This is a genomic window from Pseudomonas aestiva, from assembly GCF_039908605.1.
GTDB lineage: Bacteria > Pseudomonadota > Gammaproteobacteria > Pseudomonadales > Pseudomonadaceae > Chryseomonas > Chryseomonas aestiva.
Genome location: NZ_CP150916.1, coordinates 3,814,736 through 3,838,308, shown reverse-complemented (window position 1 = coordinate 3,838,308; position 23,573 = coordinate 3,814,736). Strand labels below are relative to the sequence as shown.

Below are 23,573 nucleotides of genomic sequence, written 5' to 3'. Positions count from 1 at the left end.
GCCTGTTCGGGGCTTTCGTCAGCACCGGTCAAGGACCGGCGGCAGGGATCAGACCAGCAGGTCGCCCACGCGGTACATCTTCATGGTGTTGGTGCCGTCACGCTTGGTGTAGCTGTCGCCCTTGGTGAGGATGACCCAGTCACCGTGCTCGACGATGCCGCGCTTGAGCAGCTCGTCCACCGCCGCCTGGCTCACCTTGTTCGCCGGCATGGTGGTCGGGTCGAAGGGAATGGTGTGCACGTTGCGGAACAGCGCGGTGCGGGCCTGGGTGGCGCGGCTGGAGGCGAAGGAGAAGATCGGCACCGAGGAGCGCAGGCGCGACATGATCAGCGGGGTGTAGCCGGTGTCGGTCAGACTGATGATCGCCTTCACGCCCGGGAAGTGGTTGGCCACGTAGATGGAGGCCAGAGCGATACTCTCGTCCCACCGGGTGAAGGTATGGCCCAGGCGGTGGCTGGACAGCTTGCTGGTAGGCTGCTTCTCGGCACCGACGCAGACGCGCGCCATGGCCTTGACCGCTTCCACCGGGTACTGGCCGGCGGCGCTCTCGGCGGAGAGCATCACCGCGTCGGTGTTGTCCAGCACGGCGTTGGCCACGTCGGAGACTTCCGCACGGGTCGGCATCGGGCTGCTGATCATCGACTCCATCATCTGGGTCGCGGTGATCACCGCCTTGTTGAGGCGGCGGGCGTGGGAAATGATGCGCTTCTGGATGCCCACCAGTTCGGCATCACCGATTTCCACGCCCAGGTCGCCCCGGGCCACCATCACGGCGTCACTGGCATGGATCAGGCCGTCCAGGGCTTCGTCGTCGGCCACGGCTTCGGCGCGCTCGATCTTGGCCACCAGCCAGGACTTGCCACCGGCGGCTTCCATCAGGCGACGGGCTTCGTGCATGTCTTCGGCATCACGCGGGAAGGACACGGCCAGGTAGTCGACCTCCATGGAGGCGGCCAGCTTGATGTCGTCCCGATCCTTGTCGGTCAGCGCAGGGGCGGTGAGACCGCCGCCACGCCGGTTGATGCCCTTGTGATCGGACAGCGGGCCGCCGATCAGGGTGGTGCAATGCAATTCGGTGGCGGTCATGCCTTCCACGCGCAGGACCACGCGGCCATCGTCCAGCAGCAGTTCGTCACCCACGCGGCAGTCGGTGACCAGGCCCGGGTAGTCGATGCCGACCACTTCTTCGGTGCCTTCGGTGCGGGGATGGGCGATGGACAGGCGGAAGGGATCGCCGACCTTGAGTTCGATGCGCTTGTTGACGAACTTGGCGATGCGGATCTTCGGACCCTGGAGGTCGCCGAGCAGGGCGACATGGCGACCGTGCTTGGCGGCGAGATCCCGTACCAGCTGACCACGGGCCCGGTGCTCGTCGGGCGTTCCATGCGAGAAGTTCAGGCGGGCGACGTCGATGCCGGCGATGATGAGCTGCTCGAGGACTTCCGGAGAATTGCTGGCCGGGCCGAGGGTGGCGACGATCTTGGTACGGCGATAAATCATGCAGTCTTTCCTTTAGCGGATTGCAACCATGAGTCGGCGCCTCAGCGCCGAGTCGACGTAGAACACGAAGCGCACCTCATTGTAGCGCTGTCGCGTGGCCAGCACATGACGGCTTTTCGCAGCTCCGTCACACCAATGGTCGTTTGCCCTCAAGAAGCGCGCCCCGGCGCCGATCTAGCGAACAGGAGGACTTTCCATGCGCCCTTATCTCTGCCTGTTCCTGTTGTTCGGCCTGACCGGCTGCACCAGCGTTTCGATGAATTCCTATCTCGACGCCGCCTACAAGTCCTATGCTGAAGGCGACTGCACCAATGCCCTGCTGCAGATCTCCCAGGCCGAGCGCAAGGGTCGCGCCCGCCCCTGGCTGCAGCCGGAATTCTCCATGCTGCGTGGCCAGTGTCTCGAGCAGCAGCAGCTGTACGCCGACGCCGCTCAGACCTATCGTTTCATCCAGGTCCGGTTTCCGGCCAGCGAATACGCCTTTCGGGCCCAGGCCCGACTGGACACCCTGCGCCAATTGGGGCTAGATGGCGGAACGGCCGTTGCGACGCCCCAACCGGTGCGAAAACTACCGCAGCGCTGAGCTTTCCAGGACGTTGTCGGTAAAAGTGGCTTTACCGTGTGCAGGATGAATCGCACCATGACTCAGAATCGTCGTATCGAGCGCCACCAGCTGCCCTACTATCTGAAGGTGTTCAACCGCTTCACCGACAAGCCCATGGGCTACATCGGCAACATCTCCCGCGAGGGGTTGCTGATGATCAGCCAACTGCCCATGCTGGTGAATGCGCGTTTCGAACTCCGGCTGAAGATTCCGGGGCAGGACGGTCAGCTGCACTTCGTCGACTTCGACGCCCGCTGCCAGTGGAGCCACGAAGATGTCACCCCGGGCAACTATGACTCGGGTTTCAGCGTCGCCGAACCGCCAGCGGAATTCGCCGAGCTGATCGACGTGTTGCAGCACTATTTCACCTTCGGCCGCCTGTCTCAGTCGGCGGCCTGATCCGGATCGCCGGCATTCCATAGCTGCAACAGGCGGCTCTGCAGATCCGCCGTCGCGCTGGCAGGCAGCCAGTGGATTCCCCTTCTCTCCAGGCGCGCGGCCAGACGCTCGCCCTGAATCCTGGTCTGCCAGGCCTCGGCATAGCGGCAGGCGTCGCGCCAGGTACGGATGTCGTCGGGCTCTGCCAGCTCCTCCAGCGCGGTATCGACCAGCCAGAGCTGCAGGCCGCGTCGGCCCGGATCCAGACGACCGAGCCAGGCCACCCTGGCTTCATCCAGTGGCGCCAGAACCACCAGGACACTGCCGGGTCGCGCCTGGCTGCAAAGCCGCGCCAGCGCCGCCTTGAAATCAGCCGTCGCGCCTGGGACCGACCGCGGAAGGACATCAGGCTTCAGGGGGCGAGCGGGTGTGGCCGCCGCCAGCAGGCGCAGCTCGGGATCGAGGCCGTAGAGCCGCAGTTCATTGCCGCTGGCCGCCAGCGCCTGCCAGAAGCCCAGTGCCTGTTCGCGGCTTCCGCGTCCGTCGGTCTTTACCAGTCCCGAGCTGGCGATCAGCAGTTGCACAGGCGTGTTCGCCCGCAGGCGTGCCCTGGCTGGCTGCGCGATGAGCGGATTCGCCCGGATCTTTCGCCAGTGCCGGCGCTCCAGCAGGGCCAGCCCCAGGAGCAGCGATGCCCCTGCGGCCGGCAGGGCCTGCCAGCGCAGAGGCGCCAGCCAGCCCAGGATCAGGCTGAGCAGAGCCAGGGCGCCCAGCGCCAGGGGCAGCCAGCGCTGGATCATGGGCGCGGTGCCGGACACTGTCCCAGCAGCTTGAGGATCTGCCCATCCAGGCTGTCGCCCTCGAATTCGCGCTCTGGGGTCAGCCGCAGGCGTGGACGCAGCACGGCGGGCAGCAGGGTGCGCACATCCTCGGGCGTCACGCTGTCGCCACCCCGCAGAAAAGCCTGTGCCTGGGCCAGACGCAGCAAGGCCTGCCCGGCGCGCGGCCCGGCGCCCTGCTCGAAGGCCGGCCACTCCCGGGTGAGGCGGATCAGGCGCACGGCATGCTCGAGGACCGGCTCCGCGACCGGCAGGCCGGCCACCAGTCGCTGCAGGGCTGGCAGATCCCGCGCCTGCAGCAGCGGGCGCAGGGTCGCCGCTTCCAGGGGATCGCCGTGAGCCTGCTGGACAGCCTGGCGCAGGGCGGCGAGCTCCTGGCCTTCTGCCGGCCACTCCAGTCGCAGGTGCGCCAGGAAGCGATCCCGTAGCGCCAGCGGCAGATCGCTGCTTGAGGAGCGGGTAGCGATCACCATGAAGGGCGCTGGCAGGGGCACCGGGCGGCCGCCCAGACTCAGCTGGCGACCCTGCAGGGCGTCGTCCAGCAGGTTGAGGATCGCTGGCGGAGCCCGCTGCAGCTCTTCGAGCAGGACCAGGGAGTTGAACAGGGGCCCCCGACGCAGACGGGCACTGTCGCTGCCGGCGTCCGTGACGATTTCGCCGGCCACCTCGGCAGGGGTCAGTGCCGGATGGCACTGCAGCCGGGCGAAGCCGGCGTCCAGGCTGGCGGCCAGGGCGCGAACCAGCAGCGTCTTGCCGGAGCCGGTCGGACCTTCCAATAGCAGGTGACCGCCGGCCAGCAGGGTGGCGAGCAGACCGTCCACGGCGGCCTCCTGCTGCGGCAGCACCTTGAGCAGCGCCTGTCGCAGGGCCTGCAGTCGGGCCAGGGCGCGGGCCTTGACGCCGCTTTCGCCGGGGTCCGCCGGGGTGGCGTCAGGAGCAGAGCTGTCGGTCATCGGAAGTCCTCGGAAACGGGGGCGCGCACGGCCAGGCGCAACAGGCGCAGCTGGGCGATGCGGCGGGTGAAGTCGCGGGTGGAGAGGCGCGCCGGGCTGGGCCGCATCGCCTCGCCCACCACACGGGTGCTCAGACCGCTCAGGCGCGCCAGATATTGCCAGCGCTCGGCCACAGTCTGATCGGTGAGTTCGGGGCGACGGCGGCGCACCTCGCGCTGGATATCGCGCTGCAGGGTGGCGATCAGTTCGGGCCAGCGTCTGGCGTCACGCCGGGGCGCCGGATGGTCCTGGCGGCGTCTCAGCCAGAGACCCGCCGCCAGCGTCAGGAGGAGCAGGGCCAGGCCATAGCGTTGCAAGGCGTCCAGCCACAGGGGGAGCGGTGGCGCCGGGGCGATCAGGGTCACCGGCGCGCCCTGGGTGAGGTACCACAGCAGCCAGGCATTGTCGTACTGGGCGAGGTGGGCGTTGCTCCAAAGCGCGGTGTCCGACAGCAGCGTCACGCTGCCGTCGCCCCAGGGCAGCATCAGCATATGGGTGGCGCTGGCGCTGCTGGCCCAGGCCACCGCCTGATCACCGACATCGAACAGATGGCGGCTGTCGTCGAAGCTGAGGTAGGCGGGGGCGTCGTCCTCGGCGAGATAGAGCTGGGTCAGGTTGGGCCAGAGCGGCAGCGCCATGATGGGTGGGGCGGCACCCCCCAGCTCGCGGGTCGGCATGGGGCGAACGCCCAGGGTCGCGCTGAGCGCCAGAGTGCTGTCATCGGCGACGGCCACCAGATGGCCGCCCGCCTCGACCCAGTCCAGCAGCGTCTGCGCCTGAGTCTCCGCCAGGGGCGGATTGCCGGCCAGCCAGAACCTGACGTCCCCGGCCGGCAGCTCGGCGAGCTGTTCGGCTTGGCCGTGCCGCACCCGACTGCCGAAATGCTGCAGGTAGGCCGCGGCCAGCGCCTGGGGATCGGTGCCGCGGGTGGTCGCGCCGAGTTGGGTGGCGAGCTGGCGTGCGGTCCGGCTGTCGAGTCCCTGATGGGTCAGGCGCAGGCTGCCCGGACCACTGTCGGACTGCGGCGGCAGGGGACAGGACAGCGGCTCCTGCTGCGCGAGGCAGGCCAGGGACAGGGTCAACGCCCAGACGGCGGCGCCCAGGCGTACGCCGATACCTCGGCACCTGAAGCGAAGGGAGAGCCGATCGACTGAACGCATGGGCAGAGAGAATACGCGGTAGACAGGCGCCAGAGCCTAGCGGGTGCGGGCGTTCGGGAGCAAGGCGCACGACGATGCTAGACTGCGCCGATTCTAGGGGAGGGCGGTGTGACGCAAAGTATCTTCTGGTACGACTTCGAGACCACGGGGATCGATCCACGGCGGGATCGACCGCTGCAGGTGGCCGGGGTGCGTACCGATCTGGAGCTCAACGAAATCGAGGCGCCGCTCAACCTGCATTGCCAACTGAGCGAGGATGTCCTGCCCCATCCCGCCGCCTGCCTGGTCACCGGTATCCTGCCGGCCACCCTGCAGCGCCTGGGGCTGCGCGAGCGCGACTTCGTCCAGCGCCTCCACGAGGAGTTGCGGCGTCCCAACACCTGCGCGGTCGGCTACAACAACCTGAGATTCGACGACGAAATGGTACGGCACAGCCTGTACCGCAACTTCCACGATCCCTATGCCCGCGAATGGCAGCAGGGCAACAGTCGCTGGGATGTGCTCGGCCTGATCCGGGCGCTCTATGCCTTCCGCCCGGAGAGTCTGAGCTGGCCGCAGGACGCTGAGCGCGTTTCCCTGCGCCTGGATCGCCTGACTGTCGCCAACGGCATCGAACACGCTCAGGCCCATGACGCCCTGGCGGATGTCCGCGCGACCCTGGCCCTGGCGCGCCTGGTCAAGCAGCGGCAACCAAGGCTCTATGACTATCTCTGGACGCAGCGCCAGAAGAAGGCGGCGATGGCGCGCATCCGTCTGCTCGAACCCCTGTTGCACGTCTCCGGCCGCTTCAGCGCCGAGCGACACTTTCTCGCACCCGTGCTGCCGCTGGCCTGGCATCCGGTCAATCGCAACGCGCTGATCGTCTGCGATCTCGGCCTGGCGCCGGAGCCGCTGCTGGAACTGGATGTCGAGACCCTGCGCGAACGCCTCTATACCCGGCGGGAGGCGCTGGCCGAGGGTGACCTCCCGGTGCCGCTGAAGCTGGTACAGATCAACAAGTGTCCGATTCTGGCGCCCTTCAGCGTCTTGCGCCCTGCGGACACGGAGCGGCTGCAATTCGATCAGGCCGCCGTCTGGCGCCGCGCCCGCCAATTGCTCGACCAGCGTGCGACCTGGCAACCCAAGGTGCAGGCGCTCTATGCCGAGGCCTCCGGTTTTGCCACCCAGGAACAGGATGCCGAAGAGAGGCTGTACGACGGTTTCATTGCCGCCGAAGAACGGCAACTCTGCGAACAGGTTCAGCAGTGTCCGGCAGAGCAACTTGGCAGCCGGCCGTGGCCTTTTCAGGACGAGCGACATCCGGAGCTGTTCTTTCGCTATCGTGCGCGCAACTTTCCCGAGTTGCTGACCGCGGAAGAGGGCGCGCGCTGGCGACAATTCTGCCGGCAGCGCCTGCTGGGTGAAGAAGGTCAAGGCCATATGACCTGCACGCAGTTCATTACCCTGGCCGAACAACTGCAGCCTGAGGTGGCCAGCGAGCGGGTACCGATTCTCGAGGCCTGGTCCGCCCATGTTCGGGCGTTGATGCAGCGGTTGGATAATCCTGTTGCCTGAAGTCGCGAACAACAAAGGTCGTTAGAGACGTCTGCTAACAGAAAAGACGTGCACAGGCAAAGGTGCCGCGGCCAAGGACCGCAGCTTCAGTTGAGAAAGATGTTGCTTGGACAATATGAAAGACGCGGTGAACGGTCGTGTCAGCGGAGTCTTGAAGCTGGCAGTCGGTGTTTGGGGATTGGCCGGTTGCGCAACCCTTTGCCGTGCAGGCAAAAAAAACGCCGGCTGGCCGGCGTTTTTCTGATCAATCCAGCAGGGTTACCCAGGACTCGACGTCGTCCGAACCCCACTTGGCTTTCCACTCTTTCAGCGTCTTGTGATTGCCACCCTTGGTTTCAATCACTTCGCCATTGTGCGGATTCTTGTATTGCTTAACTTTACGGGCGCGCTTGGGCGTACTGCCATTGCTGGCCTTGGGAGTTCGGGTCTGGCGAGCGGGCTTGGCTTCAGTATCGAGAATGCCGATGATGTCACGCAGGGATTTCTGATACTCACCCATCAGTGCGCGAAGTTTCTTCTCGAACTCCAGCTCGCGCTGCAGTTTGTCGTCCTCTTGCAGCGACTTCAGGCGTTCCTGCAATTCCTTGATGGCTTCTTCGGTCTGGCGATATTCGTTGATGAGCGACATAAACGGCCTTTGTTCTGAGTGATGCAGAGATGAAATGCTGCATCGATCATAGATTGGCTATTGGAATAAGTAAACTGTCCACATGACAGTCCGATAATTAAGGCGGCGTCCGTCGCAACAATGATGTTGGTAAAAGTCGCGCAACTTTCAGCAAGGCGGCAGTGGAACTTGTCGGTCCTTACTTGTCCTTTGCAAAGTCTTTACCCTAGCCGTACAGGCGCGCGCCTTGGCACCTTGCGCCGCTCGACGCTGCAGGCGACTGCGCCTAGAATGCAGCCCCTTTTCGTTCGAGGTTGTGCTATGCAAACGTTTCGTCTGGTGATCGCCTGTCCGGACGGGGTAGGTATCGTGGCCAAGGTCAGCAACTTCCTGGCGACCTATAACGGCTGGATTACCGAAGCGAGTCATCACTCGGATACGGAGAGTGGCTGGTTCTTCATGCGCCACGAGATCCGCGCGGATTCACTGCCCTTCGATCTGGCCGGCTTCAGTCAGGCCTTCGCGCCCATCGCGCGGGAATTCTCCATGCAGTGGCGGATCACCGATTCGGCCCAGCGCAAGCGCGTGGTGCTCATGGCCAGTCGCGAATCCCACTGCCTGGCCGACCTGCTGCACCGCTGGCACAGCGGCGAGCTGGACTGCGAGATCCCCTGCGTCATCTCCAACCACGACACCCTGCGCAGCATGGTCGAGTGGCACGGCATTCCCTTCTTCCACGTGCCGGTCGATCCCGCCAACAAGCAGCCGGCTTTCGACGAGGTATCGCGGCTGATCGATCTGCACCAGGCCGATACCGTGGTCCTGGCGCGCTACATGCAAATCCTGCCGCCGGATCTCTGCGCGCGCTATGCCCACCAGGTGATCAACATCCACCACAGCTTCCTGCCGTCCTTCGTCGGCGCCAAGCCCTATCACCAGGCGTCGCTGCGTGGCGTCAAGCTGATCGGCGCCACCTGCCACTACGTGACCGAAGAGCTGGATGCCGGTCCGATCATCGAGCAGGACGTGGAGCGCGTCAGCCACCGGGACAATGTCGAGGACATGGTGCGGCTGGGCAAGGACGTCGAGAAGATGGTGCTGTCCCGCGGTCTGAGATACCACCTGCAAGAGCGGGTCATGGTCCATGGCAACAAGACCGTCATCTTCGACTGACAGCGACTCCCCGGCGGCTGCTCCCGGTACCGCGGAGCAGCCACCCCGTCTGGGCGAAGGTTGCCTGGCCCGCTACGACCTGCAGGCGATGACTCTCGACGGCGGCGCCGACTTCACTGCCGCCGCGGCACTCTGGCGGCAACTGCAGGCACGGCAAGGCGACGAAGACGGCGTGGCGGACGCTCCGGACAGCGGGTCTGAAGACTCGCCTCAGGTGTCCTGAGTGATGGACTCGTCGCTGGCTTTGGCCTTGAGATCGGCGATCTTGCGCACTTCCGAGGCGAACACCTCGTCCTGCACGGTCGGCCGTTTCTTCCAGGGCTTGCGGTCGGGTTTGGGTTGCGCGGCGTAGGTGACGATTTCGCCACCGTAGACATCCTGATAGCGCTGGGCCTGGCGTTCCAGTTCAGCGCGAAGTTGATCTTTGGTCACGGGTTCGATCTTGTTCGAGTGTCGCGAGAGGCGAGCGGTCGTCAGGACCGCTCGAAGCCGTTGCGCAAGAGGCGCGGCTGCGGAGTCTAGCCGCCGCGCGGGACTTTGCCTATCCCGCTCAGTTCAGGATGCGCATGGACAGGTCGACGGCCTTGACGTCCTTGGTCAGGGTGCCGATGGAGATGTAGTCGACACCGGTCTGGGCGATGCCGAGCAGGGTGTCCTGGTTGACGCCGCCCGAGGCTTCCAGCTTGGCCCGGCCCGCGGTCAGGGCCACCGCCGTGCGCATGTCGGCCAGACTCAGCTCGTCCAGCATGACGATGTCCGCGCCGGCGCTCAGGGCCTGTTCCAGCTCCTGCAGATCTTCCACCTCGACTTCCACCGGACGCCCCGGCGCCAGTTGCCGCGCGGTGGCCACGGCCTGGGCGATGCCGCCGCAGGCGGCGATGTGGTTTTCCTTGATCAGGAAGGCGTCGAACAGCCCGATTCTATGGTTGTAGCAGCCGCCGCAGGTGACCGCGTATTTCTGGGCACGGCGCAGGCCGGGCAGGGTCTTGCGGGTATCCAGCAGCCTTACGGCGGTGTCCTGCACCAGGTCGGCATAGTGGCGGCAGCGGGTGGCGGTGCCGGACAGCAGTTGCAGGAAATTCAGCGCGCTGCGCTCGCCGGTGAGCAGGGCGCGTGCGGGACCCGCGAGTTCGAACAGCACCTGGCCCGCTGCGACCCGCTCGCCATCGGCCACCCGCCAGCGGACTTCCACCGCGGGATCCAGCACCCGGAACACCTCGTCAACCCAGGCCGTGCCTGCCACCACCGCGGCTTCGCGGGTGATGATCCGCGCCCGGGCGTGCTGATGAGCGGGGATCAGACCGGCCGTGAGGTCGCCACTGCCGACGTCTTCGCGCAGTGCGGCGGCGACATTGTCAGTAATGACCTGGGCGAGATCGGCAGGGGTAGCGCTGGGCATGAAAAGACTCCGAGAAGGGCTGCGGGAGGCGAGCGGGCAACTTTAGGGGAGGTTGACGATCTGAGATAGACAACGTCGAATTATTTGAAGGGCAGGCGCTGACTGACAGGTGCCTTGTGAACCCTGTCATGTACTGTGCAGATGTCGATTGGTCGATGCCTTGGCAAAGCAAATAATGGCACATCGACAACGTTTCACCTCGCGGCCAGGGCGGCCAACGTTGTTCAATGCTCCTGTAGTGGAACGCGATTCAGCCGAACGCAAGAACGGTTGTGGGAGGCGGTGGTGCAGAACGACGTAAACGTAGTTCATTTCAAGGCGCTCGGGGAATCTTCTTCCCGATTGCCCGCAGTACTTTTACCGGTCAGGGATCGCGCCGCTCAGCGACTCAATGCGTCCTTGCAGCAGCTGTTCGACAACGCCGACGATGCGCTGTTTGAAATGGCCGATCGGGCCGGCAGCAACCAGGAACAGAGTCTCTACTTCGAAGCGATGCGTGATCTGCGCCTCCGGCGCAAGAGCATCGAGCGCAGCTTTCTCCAGCAGTATTTCGAGCGCTTCGCGGCGCTGAACAACCTGGTTGGCAGCAAGCCGGAGATGCGCCTGGACAGCGTCTCCTACGAAGACCTCAGTCTGGTGCAGAACGATGCGCTGGAAGAGAGCGTCGCGGTGGACACCATGGTGGCCAAGGCCCTCAGCAACAACGCCATGGCCATCAGCCACCTGACCATCAGGTTCAATACCCAGCTGTCGAGCAAGCTGGACGACTCGACCCATCCGCTGGGGCCGCGCCGCCTGTGCGAGGCCTTCGTCGAAGCCTGTCGTGATCTTGACACCGACATCAAGGTCAAGCTGATCATCTACAAGCTGTTCGAGCGCTTCGTGCTCAACGGGCTGGGTCAGCTGTATGCGGAATCCAATCGTCAGCTGGTCGAGGCGGGCGTACTGCCCCAGCTCAAGGCCATTCCCCAGCAGGTGCCGAGCCGCTCGGCCAAGGGCTACAGCGGACGCACCCCGGGCCACGTCAACAGCGAAGACGACGGTCAGGAACTCTTCGGCACCCTGCAGGGCCTGCTGGCTCAGCTGCGGACGCCGACCAGTGCGGCCCTGGGTGGCGCCATGACCGCAGATGAAGGCACCGCGACCGGTGATGGCCAGGTCATCACCAGCTATGACCTCATGCGTCTGCTGTCCCACCTGCAGCAGCAGATCTCCAGTCAGTCCCTGGATGGCTACGACCTCAAGGCGCAACTGGGTGTGGCCCTGGGCCGCATCAGCGAGCGCTCGGGTCGAAAGCGCGTGGTGGGGCAGGTCGACGAAGACGTCATCAACCTGGTGGCGATGCTGTTCGAATTCATTCTCGACGACCTCACCCTGCCGGATTCGCTCAAGGCACTGATCGCTCGCCTGCAGATTCCCATGCTGAAGGTCGCGGTCCTCGACAAGACCTTTTTCAGCCGTGGCAGCCATCCGGCCCGGCGACTGCTCAACGAGATCGCCGCCGCTTCCCTGGGCTGGGGCGAGCAGAGCGACCTGCAGCGCGACGGCCTGTACCAGAAGATCGAGCAGATCGTGCAGCGCCTGCTGTCCGACTTCGTCGACGATCCGGAGATCTTCGCCGAGCTGCTGGCCGACTTCATGGCCTATGTCAGCGACGAGCAGCGGCGCAGTGAGCTGCTTGAACAGCGCACTCGTGATGCCGAGGAAGGCCGGGCGCGCGCCGAGATCGCTCGCTTGCAGGTCGAGCATGTTCTCAGCCAGCGCCTGCAGGAGCACCCGTTGCCCGCTGCCGTGCAACGTGTCCTGCGCGAGGCCTGGAGCCAGGTGCTGCTGCTGACCTGCCTGAAGCAGGGCTATGATTCCAGCGAATGGCGCGCAGCCCTCAAGACCATGGATGATCTGATCTGGAGCATCCAGCCGCACCACGACGTCGCATCGCGCCAGCGCCTGCTGGAAATGGTGCCCGGCCTGCTCAAGGCACTGCGGGAAGGCCTGGCCAGCGCGGCCTTCGATCCCTTTTCCACCTCCGAATTCTTCACCGAGCTCGAATCCCTGCACGTCCAGACCTTTCAGCAGACCCGTCCCGAACTGGCGGATACGGCGGTCGTGGTGCCGGCGTCGGTGCCTGTCGACGAGCCCTTCGAGCTGCCGCGCGCGGCTGAGCGGATCACCGGACTGACCAGCGACTCCCTGGAGTGGGTGGATGTCCTCTCGGTGGGCGCCTGGTTGGAAATCCAGGATGCCGAGCAGAAGCTGCGCTGCAAGCTGGCCGCGGTCATCCGTCCCATGGGCCGCCTGGTGTTCGTCAATCGGACCGGCATGAAGGTGCTGGACCGGACCCGCGAGGAACTGGCGCTGGATTACCAGGAGGGTCGGGTACGGCTGCTGGACGATGCCCTGCTGTTCGACCGGGCCATGACTTCGGTGATCGGCAATCTGCGCGGTCAGTCGCCTTCCTGAGTGCTTTGCGCAAGGCATGAAAAAAGCCGTCCCCAGGGACGGCTTTTTTCATGCCCAGACCAGGGGCCTAGTGCAGCTTCAGGCGCGGCTCGGTCTTGCGTCTCAGGTGATCGCCGGCAAACAGCGCCAGGGCACGCAGCGGGCCATAGAGGGCGACTTGGTGCATCCGGTAGAGCGACACGTAGAAGGTCCGCGCCAGCCAGCCTTCCAGGGTCAGGCTGCCGAGGGCGCCGCCCATGAGATTGCCCACCGCGCTGAAGCGCGACAGTGAGATCAGCGAGCCGTAGTCCTTGTAGACATAGTCGGGCAGCGGCTTGCCTTCCAGGCGCGCCTTGAAGGTCTTGACCAGCAGTGAGGCCTGCTGGTGGGCGGACTGGGCGCGCGGTGGCACGGTACGGGTGTCGCCGGGTGTCAGGGGGCAGGCCGCGCAGTCGCCGAGGGCGAAGACGTTCGGGTCGCGGGTGGTCTGCAGCGTCGAGTTGACCACCAGTTGGTTGATGCGATTGGTCTCGAGGCCCGCCAGGTCCTTGAGAAAGGCCGGGGCGCGGATACCGGCGGCCCAGACCTTGAGACTGGCCGGAACGAATTCGCCCGCGGTCTGCAGGCCGTCGGCGCGGACTTCCTTGACCGCCGAACCGGTCAGCACCCGTACGCCGAGTTTCTCCAGGGTGCGGTGCGCCTGGCCGGCGATCCGCTCGGGCAGCGCCGGCAGGATGCGTGGACCAGCTTCGACGAGGGTGATGCGCAGGTCTTCGGGACGGATGCTGTCCATGCCGTAGGCCTGCAACTCTTCGGCGGCGTTGCGCAATTCGGCCGCCAATTCCACGCCGGTAGCACCGGCGCCGACAATGGCCACCTCGATGTATTCACCCGGCTGCTCGCTGACGTGGGCGCGCAGGTAGTGGGTCAGCAGCTTGCGGTGGAAGCGTTCGGCCTGGGCACGGGTGTCGAGGAAGATGCAGTTTTCCGCAGCGCCAGGCGTACCGAAGTCGTTGGTGGTACTGCCGATGGCCAGCACCAGGGAGTCGTAGCCGATCTCCCGTTCCGGGACCAGGACGGCGCCGTCGTCCTCGATCGCGGCCAGCTGCACCTTGCGGCGCTCACGATCCAGGCCGGTCATGCGGCCGAGCTGGAATTCGAAGTGGTTCCACTTGGCCTGGGCGACATAGCTGAGTTCGTCCTCGGTGGAATTGAGCGAGCCGGCGGCCACCTCGTGCAGTAGCGGTTTCCACAGGTGGGTGGCGTTGGCGTCGATCAGCACGATCTGCGCCTGGTCGCGCTTGCCGAGGCTGCGTCCCAGGCGGGTAGCCAGTTCCAGGCCGCCGGCGCCGCCGCCGACGATAACGATGCGATGGGTCATGGAGAGCACTCATGGAGAAGGAAAGCGGGGGCCGGACCGGGCGCGTCGCCGCAAGCGGGCGCAGTCCCGGGTCGGTAGATATCTGGGGGTCGTCGCAACGCGCGATAGTCGCGCCATCTAGCAGAGAAGATGGGCGAAAAGTCGTGACTTTCAAGGGAGGCGGCGTGCATCTGCTCTGGCAAGGATGTCTGCGGCGACGAGAGGTAGCGCTAGTTTAACCGGGCTGACCCGGCCATTCGACCCTGGAGAAACTGGGGTCAATCCAGGACCTCCACCCGATCGCCCAGGCGGATGATGCCGCTTTCCAGCACCCGGGTCGTGAGGCCGCCATGGCCGCGCATGGCCTGGAAGGTCCCCGGGCCCAGGCGTTCTTCCAGGCGCGCGCAGGGCTGGCACCAGCCCGTGGTCTCCAGGATCGCCTGGCCGATGCGAAAGCGCCGGTTCTTCAGGCTGAACAGATTGATCCCGGCGATGGCCAGATTGCGGCGCAGATCGGCGGGTGCGACCGTCTTGCCGATCAGCGCGGCCACCACCGGCAGGTGTTCCCACTGGATGAGGGTGACCTGGCGCTGGTTGCGCGGGGTAGGGCGGGCGTGATCGCCGGTCAGGCCCGCGTCACGCCGGGCTTCCACGGCCTCGATCTCGACCATGGGCGCACGGGAGGCGGGTCGCACGCCGATCCAGCGCACCTCGCCGGACTGGGGGACCTGGGCGAGCAGTTCTTTGAGCGGGATCATGGGGCTCCTCGACGCGATGGTGGTGCCAATTCGAGCGGTAGGGCAGGATAGCGGCCTCGATAGACCTTTCAAGAGAGGATGCCATGCGCGCTGGAGTTCTGGCGTTATTGCTGTCGTGTCTGCTGCTGCCCCTGACCGCCCTGGCGCTCGAACCCGGCGAGCGGGTGGCGCCCTTCACCCTGCTCGATCAGCGTGACCAGCCCTATACCTTCGACGACCAGCTGCAGGTCCTGCTGGTGGCGCGCAGCATGAGCGGCTCCGGCCTGGTCAAGGAAGCCATGCGCGAGCAGCCGGCGAACTATATCGACGGCAGCCGGGTGGCCTACATCGCCGATATCAGCAGCATGCCGGCGGCCATCACGCGGATGTTCGCCGTACCGGCCATGCGCAAGTACGGCTACCGAATCCTGCTCGATCGCGAATCGCGGATCGTGCCGCGCTTTCCGGGCGCTGCCGACAAGGTGCTCTGGGTGACCCTCGATCATGGCCGCTTCGTCAGCCAGCGCGAATTCAGCGACGCCACCGCGCTGCGCGACGCGCTCAAGGCCAAGGCCCGCTGATGGAGCGGGCGTTCGTCGAGGGCTGGTATCGCGAGGCGCGCCGCTGTCCTTCGCCCAACCACAACGAACGCCCGGCAGGGACCGAGGTGTCCCTGCTGGTGATCCACAACATCAGCCTGCCGCCCGGGCAATTCGGCACCGGCTGCGTCCAGGCGTTCTTCCAGAATTGCCTGGATCATTCGGCCCATCCCTTCTTCGCGGAGATCGCCGAACTGAAGGTGGCGGCGCACTTTCTCATCGAGCGCGACGGGGCCGTGACCCAGTTCGTCTCCTGCGAGCAGCGCGCCTGGCATGCCGGTATCTCCTGCTTCGACGGGCGCGATAACTGCAACGACTTCTCCCTGGGCATCGAACTGGAAGGCACGGACGACCTGGCCTACACCGACGCCCAGTATCTTGCCCTGGGGCGGCTGACGCGGGCGCTGCAGCGCGCCTATCCGGCGATCAGCGCCGAGCGCATCCAGGGCCACAGCGCTATCGCCCCGGGGCGCAAGACCGATCCGGGACCGGCGTTCGACTGGCAGCGTCTGCACGCCGAGTTGCAGGACGGCGACGTCTAGGCCAGCCGATCCGCGTCCCAGCCGAACACCGCGCAGGCATTGCGCGTAGTGGTCGCCGCGAGTGTCTCGGCCGAAACCTGCCACAGCGGCGCCAGGGCGGCGCAGATGGCCGGCAGATGGGTGGGGCTGTTGCGCACGTCCGGATGCATGGCGGGTGGCATGTCGGGCGCATCGGTCTCCAGCACGATGCCCTCCAGCGGCAACTGTGGCAGTACCCGCTGCAGTCTTTTCGCCTGCGGCCAGGTGGGCGCGCCGCCCAGGCCGATCTTGAAGCCCAGGCGTAGGTATTCGCGCGCTTCTTCATAGCTGCCGGAAAAGGCGTGGGCGATGCCGGCTCGGGGTGGCTTGAGACGCTTCAGGATCCTGACCACATCGGCATGGGCGCGGCGCACGTGCAGCAGCACCGGCAAGTCCAGCTCCATGGCCAGGCGCACCTGCTGTTCGAAGAACCAGGCCTGGCGCGTTTTGTCCGGCGTCTCGATGAAATAGTCCAGACCGATCTCGCCCAGGGCGCAGAGGCGGGGATCGCTCCGGCGTTCCAGGCAGAAGGTCCGGAGCGCCTCGATATCGGCCTTCTGATGGCGCTGCAGGTACAGCGGATGCAGGCCGGGCGCCGCATGGAGGCCGGCGTTTTCCGTGGCAACCCGCCAGAGTTGCGGCCACTGGCTGCGCTCGACGCCGATCAGCACCTGGCGAATCACCCCGAGTCGCGCGCATTCGGCCAGCAGGCCCGGTCGCGCGGCGTCGAAGTCCGGGTAGTCCAGATGGTTGTGGGTATCGATCAGCAGGCTCATGGCAGGCGGCGTTTGAGCACCCTCGGGATGGCCTGCACACCGGGCAGGTAGTGATCGTTTTCCAGGGCGTCCAGCATCAGCTCCAGGGCGCGCTCGGTGATGACCTCGTGCTGCTGGGAGATGGCGTTGACCTTGAACGGCAGATAGTCCAGCAACTGGGTATCGCCGAAGGTGGCCAGGCGCAGGGTGTCCCCTGCGGCCAGTGGATGATCGCGCAGCACATCCAGCACGCCTTGCAGCAGGACGTAGGAGGTGGTCAGCAGCGCCTCGGGCCAGTGGCCGAGTTCTTCGATCATGGCCAGCGCCTGGGCGCGACCGCCTTCCCGGCTGTAGTGGGGTGCATGCCGCTCCCAGTGGCGCGCCGGGTGGTCGGCGAGGGCCGCGGCGAAGCCGGCGGCGCGGGCGCGGCTGATGGCCAGGTCGGGACGGGCGCCGATCAGCGCGATGCTGTGGGTGTTCGGTGTCAGCAGCGTGGCCGCCAGTTGCCGGCCGGCGGTGTGGTCGTCGCTGACCACCGAGCAGAATTGCGCCGGATCGAGCTGGCGATCGATGGCGATGATCGGGATGTTGTGTTCCTGCAGCTGGCGGTACGGGGCGTCGTCCTCGGCGAGGCTGCTGGCGGTGAACAGGCCGTCGCAGCGGCGCGCGCGAAACAGCGCGATCAGCTGGCGTTCGCTGTCGGGATTGTCGTCGGTGCAGGCGATCAGCAGCTGATAGCCACGCGCCCGTGCCCGGCGTTCCAGCTGCTTGGCCAGGCGCGCATAGCTGGGGTTCTCCAGGTCGGGCAGCAGGAAGCCCAGGGTGTGGGTGGCACCACGGCGCAGGCCTGCGGCGCGCTGGTCGGGCTGGTAGCCGTGGGCTTCGACCACGGCCATGACCCGCGCCACGGTCGCCGCACTGATGCGTCTTTGCGCCGCCTTGCCGTTGATGACGTAGCTGGCGGTGGTGAGGGATACGCCGGCCAATTGGGCGATGTCGCTGAGTTTCACGCCTGTTCCTCATGGGACCTGAATGGCCTGGCGCTGTACGGCGCTGGCGAGACGGTCTTTATTGTGTGTTGTGCTTCAAGGATCGGCGATTATCGAGTAACGTTCCAGTCCCATTGGGTGAAACGTTTCAGCTTTCTGTTGTCCGAGGGCTGGCACGAATCTGCCAAGGGCCCTGCCACGCCGCTCCCGACGCGATTGCAGGGCTGAGCGAGCCGGCAAGCATCTATTACAAGAAAGGCACGGCGCCAGGATCAGGCGCGCGGCGCCGGAGGTATCCTTCCATGTTCGAACTCAATGCCCAGCATATCCGCATGGCCCAGCAGGCGCCGGACAAGGCGACTGCCCTGGCCATGCTCGCCGAGTCCCTGGTGACCGACGGTCTGGTCGCCCCGGGTTATCTCGAAGGGCTGAAGGCCCGCGAGGCCCAGGGCTCCACCTACCTCGGCCAGGGTATCGCCATTCCCCATGGTACGCCTCAGACCCGCGACCAGGTGTTCGTCACCGGCGTGCGGATGATGCAATTCCCGCACGGGGTGGACTGGGGTGATGGTCAACTGACCTACCTGGCCATCGCCATCGCCGCCAAATCCGACGAACACCTGCGCATCCTGCAGCTGCTCACCCGGGCCCTCGGCGAAAGCGACCTGCAGCAGGCCCTGCGCGAGGCCCGCGAACCCCAGCAGATCCTCGACCTGCTGCAGGGCGCGCCCCAGGCGCTGGCGCTGGACGAAGAACTGGTGCAACTGGCCATCGATGCCGAGGACCTGGAAGACCTGGCCTGGCAGGGTGCGCGCATGCTCAAGCACATGGAATGCGTGGGGGCCGGCTTCGCCGGTGCCCTGCAGGCCAGCCAGCCGCTGCCGCTGGGCGACGGCCTCTGGTGGCTGAACAGCGAGACCGCGGTCAAGCGCCCCGGCCTGGCCTTCGTTACCCCGCTGCAGACCCTGCAGGTGCAGGAGCAGCCGGTGCGCGGCCTGTTCTGCCTGGCCAGCCTGGGCGAGGGCCATCGTGCCCTGCTCGAACGCCTCTGCGATCTGCTCGTCGCCGGCCGTGGCCAGGAGCTGGCCCAGGCCACCTCCCGCCGCGCCGTGCTCGAAGCCCTGGGCGGCGAAGTCGCCCCGGACTGGCCCAATGCCCAGGTGGTGCTGGCCAACGCCCATGGCCTGCATGCCCGTCCGGCCAAGGAGCTGGCGCGGCTGGCCAAGGCCTATGACGGCGAGATCCGCGTGCGCGTCGACAACGGCGCCCCGGTCTCGGCCAAGAGCCTGTCGCGGCTGCTGGCGCTGGGGGCCCGTCGCGGCCAGACCCTGGAATTCCTCGTCGAGCCTGGCACCCCGGCCGAGGCCACGCTCAACGATCTGATCGGCGCTGTGCAGGCCGGTCTCGGTGAGGAAGTGGAACCGGTCACCGCCAGCGCACCGGCCCCGGCCGGCGCTGCCCGGGTTACCGCCATCAGCCTGGTGGACCCGTCCGAACAACTGCCGCTGGCCCCGGGCGATCGCGCCCAGGCCGTGGCCGCCGCCCCCGGCCTGGCCGTGGGCCCGGCCCATGTGGTGGCACCCCAGCACTTCGACTATCCCGCTACCGGCGCAGGCGCCGCCGCCGAACGCCAGCGCCTGGATGCGGCCCTGGCCGCGGTACGCGCGGATATCGAGGCGCTGATTGCGCGCAGCGAGGCCAGCGCTCTGCGCGAGATCTTCCTGACCCACCTGGAGATGCTGGAAGACCCGGATCTGCAGCAGGGCATCGCCGCCCGCCTCAAGGCCAACGCCAGCGCTGCGGCCGCCTGGGACGCCCAGATCGAGGAAGCCGCCAGCCAGCAGGAAGCCCTGCAGGACAAACTGCTCGCCGAGCGCGCTGCCGACCTGCGCGACGTCGGCCGGCGGGTACTGGCCCAGCTGTGCGGCGTCGAATCCGCCCGCGAGCCTGAAGAACCCTATGTGCTGGTGATGGACGAGGTCGGCCCGGGCGATGTGGCGCGGCTGGACCGCGAGCGCGTCTGCGGCATCCTCACCGCCCGTGGCGGCGCCAGCTCCCACAGCGCCATCGTCGCCCGCGCCCTGGGCATTCCGGCCATCGTCGGCGCCGGTCGCCGCGTGCTGGACCTGGCGCCGCGCAGCGTGCTGCTGCTGGATGGCGACAAGGGCACCCTGGAAATCGCCCCGGATGCCCGTCGCATCGACGCCGTGCAGCGTGAGCGCGAGGTCCAGGCCGAACGCCGCCGCGCCGCCGAAGCGCGCCGTTTCGAAAGCGCCACCACCCGTGACGGCCACCACGTCGAGATCGCCGTGAACCTGGGCGATACCGCCCAGGCCGCCGCCGCGGTGGAGCAGGGCGCCGAAGCCGTCGGCCTGCTGCGAACCGAACTGGTGTTCATGAGCCACGACAGCGCGCCCGATGAGGCCACCCAGGAAGCGGAATACCGCCGCGCCCTCGATGGCCTGGCCGGCAAGCCGCTGGTGGTGCGCACCCTGGACGTCGGTGGCGACAAGCCGCTGCCCTATCTGCCGCTGCCGCCGGAAGAGAACCCCTTCCTCGGCATCCGCGGCATCCGCCTGACCCTGCGCCGTCCGGAACTGCTGGAAACCCAGCTGCGTGCCCTGCTCAAGGCCGCCGACGGCCGGCCGTTGCGGATCATGTTCCCCATGATCGGCCGCGTCGAGGAGTGGCGTCAGGCGCGTGACATCCTCAACCGCCTGCGCCAGGAGATCCCCACCACCGACCTGCAGGTCGGCATCATGATCGAGGTGCCCTCGGCCGCGCTGCTGGCCCCGGTGCTGGCTCCGGAAGTGGACTTCTTCAGCGTCGGTACCAATGACCTGACGCAATACACCCTGGCCATCGACCGCGGCCATCCGCTGCTGTCCGGCGAGGCCGATGGCCTGCACCCCAGCGTGCTGCGCCTGATCGACATGACGGTGCGCGCCGCCCATGCCCACGGCAAGTGGGTAGGCGTCTGCGGCGAGCTGGCGGCCGATCCCCTGGCGGTGCCGGTACTGGTCGGCCTGGGCGTGGACGAGCTGTCGGTCTCGGCCCGCAGCGTGCCGCTGGTCAAGGCCCGGGTGCGCGAACTGGAGCTGCGCCTGGTGCAGTCCTGCGCCGCCCGCGCCCTGGAACTGGCCACTGCCGCGGAAGTGCGGCAGAGCGTGGAGGCCCTGCGATGAGCCGCATCCTCACCCTGACCCTCAATCCGGCGCTGGACCTCACCGTCCAGTTGCCGGAGCTCAAGCCCGGCGCGGTGAATCGCAGCGAGGCGGTGATCGTCCATGCCGCCGGCAAGGGCATCAACGTTGCCCAGGTGCTGGCCGATCTCGGCCATGACCTGACGGTGAGCGGGTTTCTCGGTGCCGCCAACGCGGCCGCCTTCGAGGCCCTGTTCGCCCGCCGCGGCTTCACCGATGCCTTCGTCCGGGTCGCCGGTGAAACCCGCAGCAATCTCAAGCTGGCCGAGGCCGCTGGGCGCATCACCGACATCAACGGACCCGGCCCGGAGGTGTCCGCCGCCGCCCAGCAGGAATTGCTCGAAACCCTCGATCGCCTGGCCCCTGGCCACGACGCCGTGGTGGTGGCCGGCAGCCTGCCGCGCGGGGTGACCCCTGAGTGGCTGGCCGCGCTGGTCGGTCGGCTCAAGTCGCTGGGCCTGCCGGTGGCCCTGGACACCAGCGGCGCCGCCCTGCGCGCCGCCCTGGCCGCCGGTCCCTGGCTGATCAAGCCCAATACCGAAGAATTGGCCGAAGCCTGTGGGGCACCCGCCGAGACCGCCACCGAGCAGACGCTGCTGGTCGAGCAACTGCGCGCCCTCGGCATCGAGCATCTGGTGATCTCCCAGGGCGCCGACGGCGTGCGCTGGTACGGTCAGCAGACCCTGGAGGCGCAGCCGCCCAAGGTCACCGTGGCGAGCACCGTCGGGGCGGGGGATTCCCTGCTGGCCGGCATGCTGCACGGCCTGCTCACCGGCCAGTCGCCGGAACGCACCCTGGCCACGGCCACCGCCATCGCGGCCCTGGCGGTCACCCAGATCGGCTTCGGCATCAATGATCCCGCGCAACTCGCCACCTTCGAAGACCAGGTGCGGGTACGCGTCCTTCCCGACTTTCCGCTAGAACAAGAATCAGGGGTAAACCCATGAACATCGCCATCGTCACGACCTGCCCGACCGGCATGGTCACCAGCGTGCTCAGTGCGCGCCTGCTGGACGCCGCCGCCCAGCGCCGCGGCTGGACCACCAGCGTCGAGATCCACGACGGCCCCGAGGCCACCCTGCTGACCGACGACCAGGTGGCGCGCGCCGAACTGGTGGTGGTGGTCCATACCGGAGCGGTCGACCTGTCCCGCTTCGTTGGCAAGCGTGTCTATTGCGCCGCTCCGGCCGAAGCCCTGCGCGACGTCGATGCCTTCCTGCAACGCGCCGCCAGCGAAGCCAAGGTGCTGGAACAGGCCCCGGCGGCCAGCGGCGCTGCGCCAAGCGTACCGGCCAGTGCCAGCGAGACGCCACGGCTGGTGGCCATCACCGCCTGCCCGACCGGTGTCGCCCATACCTTCATGGCGGCCGAGGCGCTGCAGAATGCCGCCAAGAAGCTCGGTTATCGCCTGCACCTGGAAACCCAGGGCTCGGTAGGGGCGCGCAATCCGCTGCCGGCCGAGGCCATTCGCGATGCCGACGTGGTGCTGCTGGCCACCGACATCGAGGTCAATGTCGAGCGCTTCGCCGGCAAGCGCGTCTATCGCTGCGGCACCGGGGTCGCCCTCAAGCAACCCGAGGCGACGATCAAGAAGGCGCTGGCCGAGGGCGAAACCCTGGCCGGTAGCGCCGTGCCAGCGGCGGGCGAGGGCGCCAAACCCGCCAAGAAGGAAGGCGCGGGCGTCTACAAGCACCTGCTCACCGGGGTGTCCTACATGCTGCCGATGGTGGTGGCGGGCGGTCTGCTGATCGCCCTGTCCTTCGTCTTCGGCATCGAGGCCTTCAAGGAGCAGGGCACCCTGGCCGCGGCCCTGATGCAGATCGGCGGCGAATCGGCGTTCAAGCTGATGGTCCCGGTGCTGGCCGGCTACATCGCCTATTCCATCGCCGACCGTCCGGGTCTCGCGCCCGGCATGATCGGTGGCTGGCTGGCCGCCAGTCTGGGCAGCGGCTTCATCGGCGGCATCATCGCCGGCTTCCTGGCGGGCTACGTGGCCAAGGCCATCGCCCAGCACGTCAAGCTGCCGGCCAGCGTCGAGGCGCTCAAGCCGATCCTGATCATCCCGCTGTTCGCCAGCCTTATCGTCGGCCTGGTGATGATCTATCTGGTCGGCACCCCGGTGGCCGGCGCCCTCAGTCGACTCACCGACTTCCTCAACAATCTCGGCACCAGCAACGCCGTGCTGCTCGGCCTGATCCTCGGCGCCATGATGTGCATCGACTTTGGCGGCCCGATCAACAAGGCCGCCTATGCCTTCACCGTCGGCCTGCTGGCGTCCAAGACCTACGGACCCATGGCCGCCACCATGGCGGCCGGCATGGTGCCGCCCATCGGCATGGGCATCGCCACCCTGCTGGCGCGGCACAAGTTCGCCCAGAGCGAGCGCGAGGCCGGCAAGGCGGCCTCGGTGCTGGGGCTGTGCTTCATCTCCGAGGGGGCGATTCCCTTCGCCGCCAAGGATCCGCTGCGGGTGATCCCGGCCAGCGTCATCGGCGGCGCCCTTACCGGCGCCCTGGTGATGCTGTTCAACTGCAAGCTGATGGCGCCCCACGGTGGCCTCTTCGTGCTGCTGATCCCCAACGCCATCAGCCACGCCTGGTTGTACCTGGGCGCCATCGCCGCCGGCAGTCTGGTGACCGGGGTCATCTACGCGGTGCTCAAGCGCAACGAAGCCGCCACCGAGCTGGTCCCCGCGGCCTGATCAGGGCCCTGACGATACCGCTGT

The 23,573-nt window shown here is 66.9% G+C and carries 22 protein-coding genes; 11 read left to right on the top strand and 11 right to left on the bottom strand.

Going from position 1 to position 23,573, the window contains the following annotated elements; all coding sequences use genetic code 11:
* Positions 1-48: 48 nt before the first annotated feature.
* Complete coding sequence (pyk, locus tag AABM56_RS17805) at positions 49-1,500, bottom strand: pyruvate kinase (RefSeq protein WP_133862537.1); 1,452 nt, start codon at positions 1,498-1,500, stop codon at positions 49-51.
* Between the two features lie 196 nt (positions 1,501-1,696).
* Here pyk and AABM56_RS17800 point away from each other — a divergent pair, with 196 nt between their 5' ends.
* Entirely contained in the window at positions 1,697-2,083 is a 387-nt protein-coding gene (locus tag AABM56_RS17800) for a tol-pal system YbgF family protein (RefSeq protein WP_133862536.1), read from the top strand.
* Positions 2,084-2,140: 57 nt separating this feature from the next.
* Entirely contained in the window at positions 2,141-2,503 is a 363-nt protein-coding gene (locus AABM56_RS17795) for a PilZ domain-containing protein (RefSeq protein ID WP_007162035.1), read from the top strand.
* Here the strand turns inward: AABM56_RS17795 and AABM56_RS17790 are convergent.
* From AABM56_RS17790 to AABM56_RS17780, 3 genes are read right to left on the bottom strand one after another with little or no spacing between them, the layout of a single operon-like run.
* Positions 2,488-3,282 carry a hypothetical protein gene (locus AABM56_RS17790; RefSeq protein WP_133862535.1) on the bottom strand — a complete coding sequence of 265 codons (795 nt, stop codon included), beginning with the start codon at positions 3,280-3,282 and terminating at the stop codon, positions 2,488-2,490. The two genes, AABM56_RS17795 and AABM56_RS17790, sit on opposite strands and share 16 nt — an antisense overlap.
* A complete protein-coding gene (locus AABM56_RS17785) occupies positions 3,279-4,274 on the bottom strand; it encodes a MoxR family ATPase (RefSeq protein ID WP_133862534.1) in 996 nt (331 codons plus the stop codon). Before AABM56_RS17785 ends, AABM56_RS17790 begins: the two co-directional genes overlap by 4 nt.
* Entirely contained in the window at positions 4,271-5,473 is a 1,203-nt protein-coding gene (locus AABM56_RS17780) for a DUF4350 domain-containing protein (RefSeq protein ID WP_263258853.1), read from the bottom strand. The genes AABM56_RS17785 and AABM56_RS17780 overlap by 4 nt, the downstream gene beginning before the upstream one ends.
* A 108-nt stretch (positions 5,474-5,581) precedes the next feature.
* Here AABM56_RS17780 and sbcB point away from each other — a divergent pair, with 108 nt between their 5' ends.
* A complete protein-coding gene (gene sbcB / locus AABM56_RS17775; RefSeq protein WP_263258854.1) occupies positions 5,582-7,027 on the top strand; it encodes an exodeoxyribonuclease I in 1,446 nt (481 codons plus the stop codon).
* Positions 7,028-7,271: 244 nt separating this feature from the next.
* On the opposite strand, the gene mvaT is transcribed toward sbcB, so the two are convergent.
* Positions 7,272-7,655, bottom strand: a complete 384-nt coding sequence (mvaT, locus tag AABM56_RS17770) for a histone-like nucleoid-structuring protein MvaT (RefSeq protein WP_187980162.1) — start codon at positions 7,653-7,655, stop codon at positions 7,272-7,274.
* Positions 7,656-7,955: 300 nt separating this feature from the next.
* Between mvaT and purU the strand changes: the two genes are divergently transcribed.
* Complete coding sequence (gene purU / locus AABM56_RS17765; protein WP_133862531.1) at positions 7,956-8,807, top strand: formyltetrahydrofolate deformylase; 852 nt, start codon at positions 7,956-7,958, stop codon at positions 8,805-8,807.
* Positions 8,779-9,030, top strand: a complete 252-nt coding sequence (locus AABM56_RS17760) for a hypothetical protein (RefSeq protein ID WP_133862530.1) — start codon at positions 8,779-8,781, stop codon at positions 9,028-9,030. The genes purU and AABM56_RS17760 overlap by 29 nt, the downstream gene beginning before the upstream one ends.
* On the opposite strand, the gene AABM56_RS17755 is transcribed toward AABM56_RS17760, so the two are convergent.
* Positions 9,018-9,239 (bottom strand): hypothetical protein, encoded by a 222-nt coding sequence (locus AABM56_RS17755; protein WP_133862529.1) that lies wholly within the window; start codon positions 9,237-9,239, stop codon positions 9,018-9,020. The genes AABM56_RS17760 and AABM56_RS17755 overlap by 13 nt on opposite strands.
* Before the next feature lie 118 nt (positions 9,240-9,357).
* Positions 9,358-10,206, bottom strand: coding sequence for a carboxylating nicotinate-nucleotide diphosphorylase (gene nadC / locus AABM56_RS17750; RefSeq protein WP_347883573.1), 849 nt, complete (start codon positions 10,204-10,206; stop codon positions 9,358-9,360).
* Between the two features lie 285 nt (positions 10,207-10,491).
* Between nadC and AABM56_RS17745 the strand changes: the two genes are divergently transcribed.
* Positions 10,492-12,666, top strand: a complete 2,175-nt coding sequence (locus tag AABM56_RS17745) for a DUF1631 domain-containing protein (RefSeq protein ID WP_263258856.1) — start codon at positions 10,492-10,494, stop codon at positions 12,664-12,666.
* Between the two features lie 67 nt (positions 12,667-12,733).
* Here AABM56_RS17745 and AABM56_RS17740 read toward each other — a convergent pair whose 3' ends face one another.
* Together AABM56_RS17740 and AABM56_RS17735 are read right to left on the bottom strand one after the other, a co-directional pair.
* Positions 12,734-14,026 (bottom strand): NAD(P)/FAD-dependent oxidoreductase, encoded by a 1,293-nt coding sequence (locus AABM56_RS17740; RefSeq protein ID WP_133862526.1) that lies wholly within the window; start codon positions 14,024-14,026, stop codon positions 12,734-12,736.
* A gap of 257 nt (positions 14,027-14,283) precedes the next feature.
* Positions 14,284-14,763, bottom strand: a complete 480-nt coding sequence (locus tag AABM56_RS17735) for an MOSC domain-containing protein (RefSeq protein ID WP_133862525.1) — start codon at positions 14,761-14,763, stop codon at positions 14,284-14,286.
* A gap of 83 nt (positions 14,764-14,846) precedes the next feature.
* Between AABM56_RS17735 and AABM56_RS17730 the strand changes: the two genes are divergently transcribed.
* A complete protein-coding gene (locus AABM56_RS17730; protein WP_133862524.1) occupies positions 14,847-15,323 on the top strand; it encodes an FAD/FMN-containing dehydrogenase in 477 nt (158 codons plus the stop codon).
* On the top strand, positions 15,323-15,883 hold the full coding sequence (gene ampD, locus AABM56_RS17725) for a 1,6-anhydro-N-acetylmuramyl-L-alanine amidase AmpD (protein ID WP_133862523.1): 561 nt from the start codon (positions 15,323-15,325) through the stop codon (positions 15,881-15,883). Before AABM56_RS17730 ends, ampD begins: the two co-directional genes overlap by 1 nt.
* On the opposite strand, the gene AABM56_RS17720 is transcribed toward ampD, so the two are convergent.
* Positions 15,880-16,677 (bottom strand): TatD family hydrolase, encoded by a 798-nt coding sequence (locus AABM56_RS17720; RefSeq protein WP_347883572.1) that lies wholly within the window; start codon positions 16,675-16,677, stop codon positions 15,880-15,882. The genes ampD and AABM56_RS17720 overlap by 4 nt on opposite strands.
* Positions 16,674-17,666 (bottom strand): catabolite repressor/activator, encoded by a 993-nt coding sequence (gene cra, locus AABM56_RS17715; protein WP_133862521.1) that lies wholly within the window; start codon positions 17,664-17,666, stop codon positions 16,674-16,676. Before cra ends, AABM56_RS17720 begins: the two co-directional genes overlap by 4 nt.
* 281 nt (positions 17,667-17,947) lie before the next feature.
* Between cra and ptsP the strand changes: the two genes are divergently transcribed.
* From ptsP to AABM56_RS17700, 3 genes are read left to right on the top strand one after another with little or no spacing between them, the layout of a single operon-like run.
* Positions 17,948-20,830 (top strand): phosphoenolpyruvate--protein phosphotransferase, encoded by a 2,883-nt coding sequence (ptsP, locus tag AABM56_RS17710; protein WP_133862520.1) that lies wholly within the window; start codon positions 17,948-17,950, stop codon positions 20,828-20,830.
* Positions 20,827-21,795: a 1-phosphofructokinase gene (gene pfkB / locus AABM56_RS17705; RefSeq protein WP_347883571.1), complete on the top strand. Its 969-nt coding sequence runs from the start codon at positions 20,827-20,829 to the stop codon at positions 21,793-21,795. The genes ptsP and pfkB overlap by 4 nt, the downstream gene beginning before the upstream one ends.
* Entirely contained in the window at positions 21,792-23,549 is a 1,758-nt protein-coding gene (locus AABM56_RS17700; protein ID WP_133862518.1) for a PTS fructose-like transporter subunit IIB, read from the top strand. Before pfkB ends, AABM56_RS17700 begins: the two co-directional genes overlap by 4 nt.
* Positions 23,550-23,573: the final 24 nt, after the last annotated feature.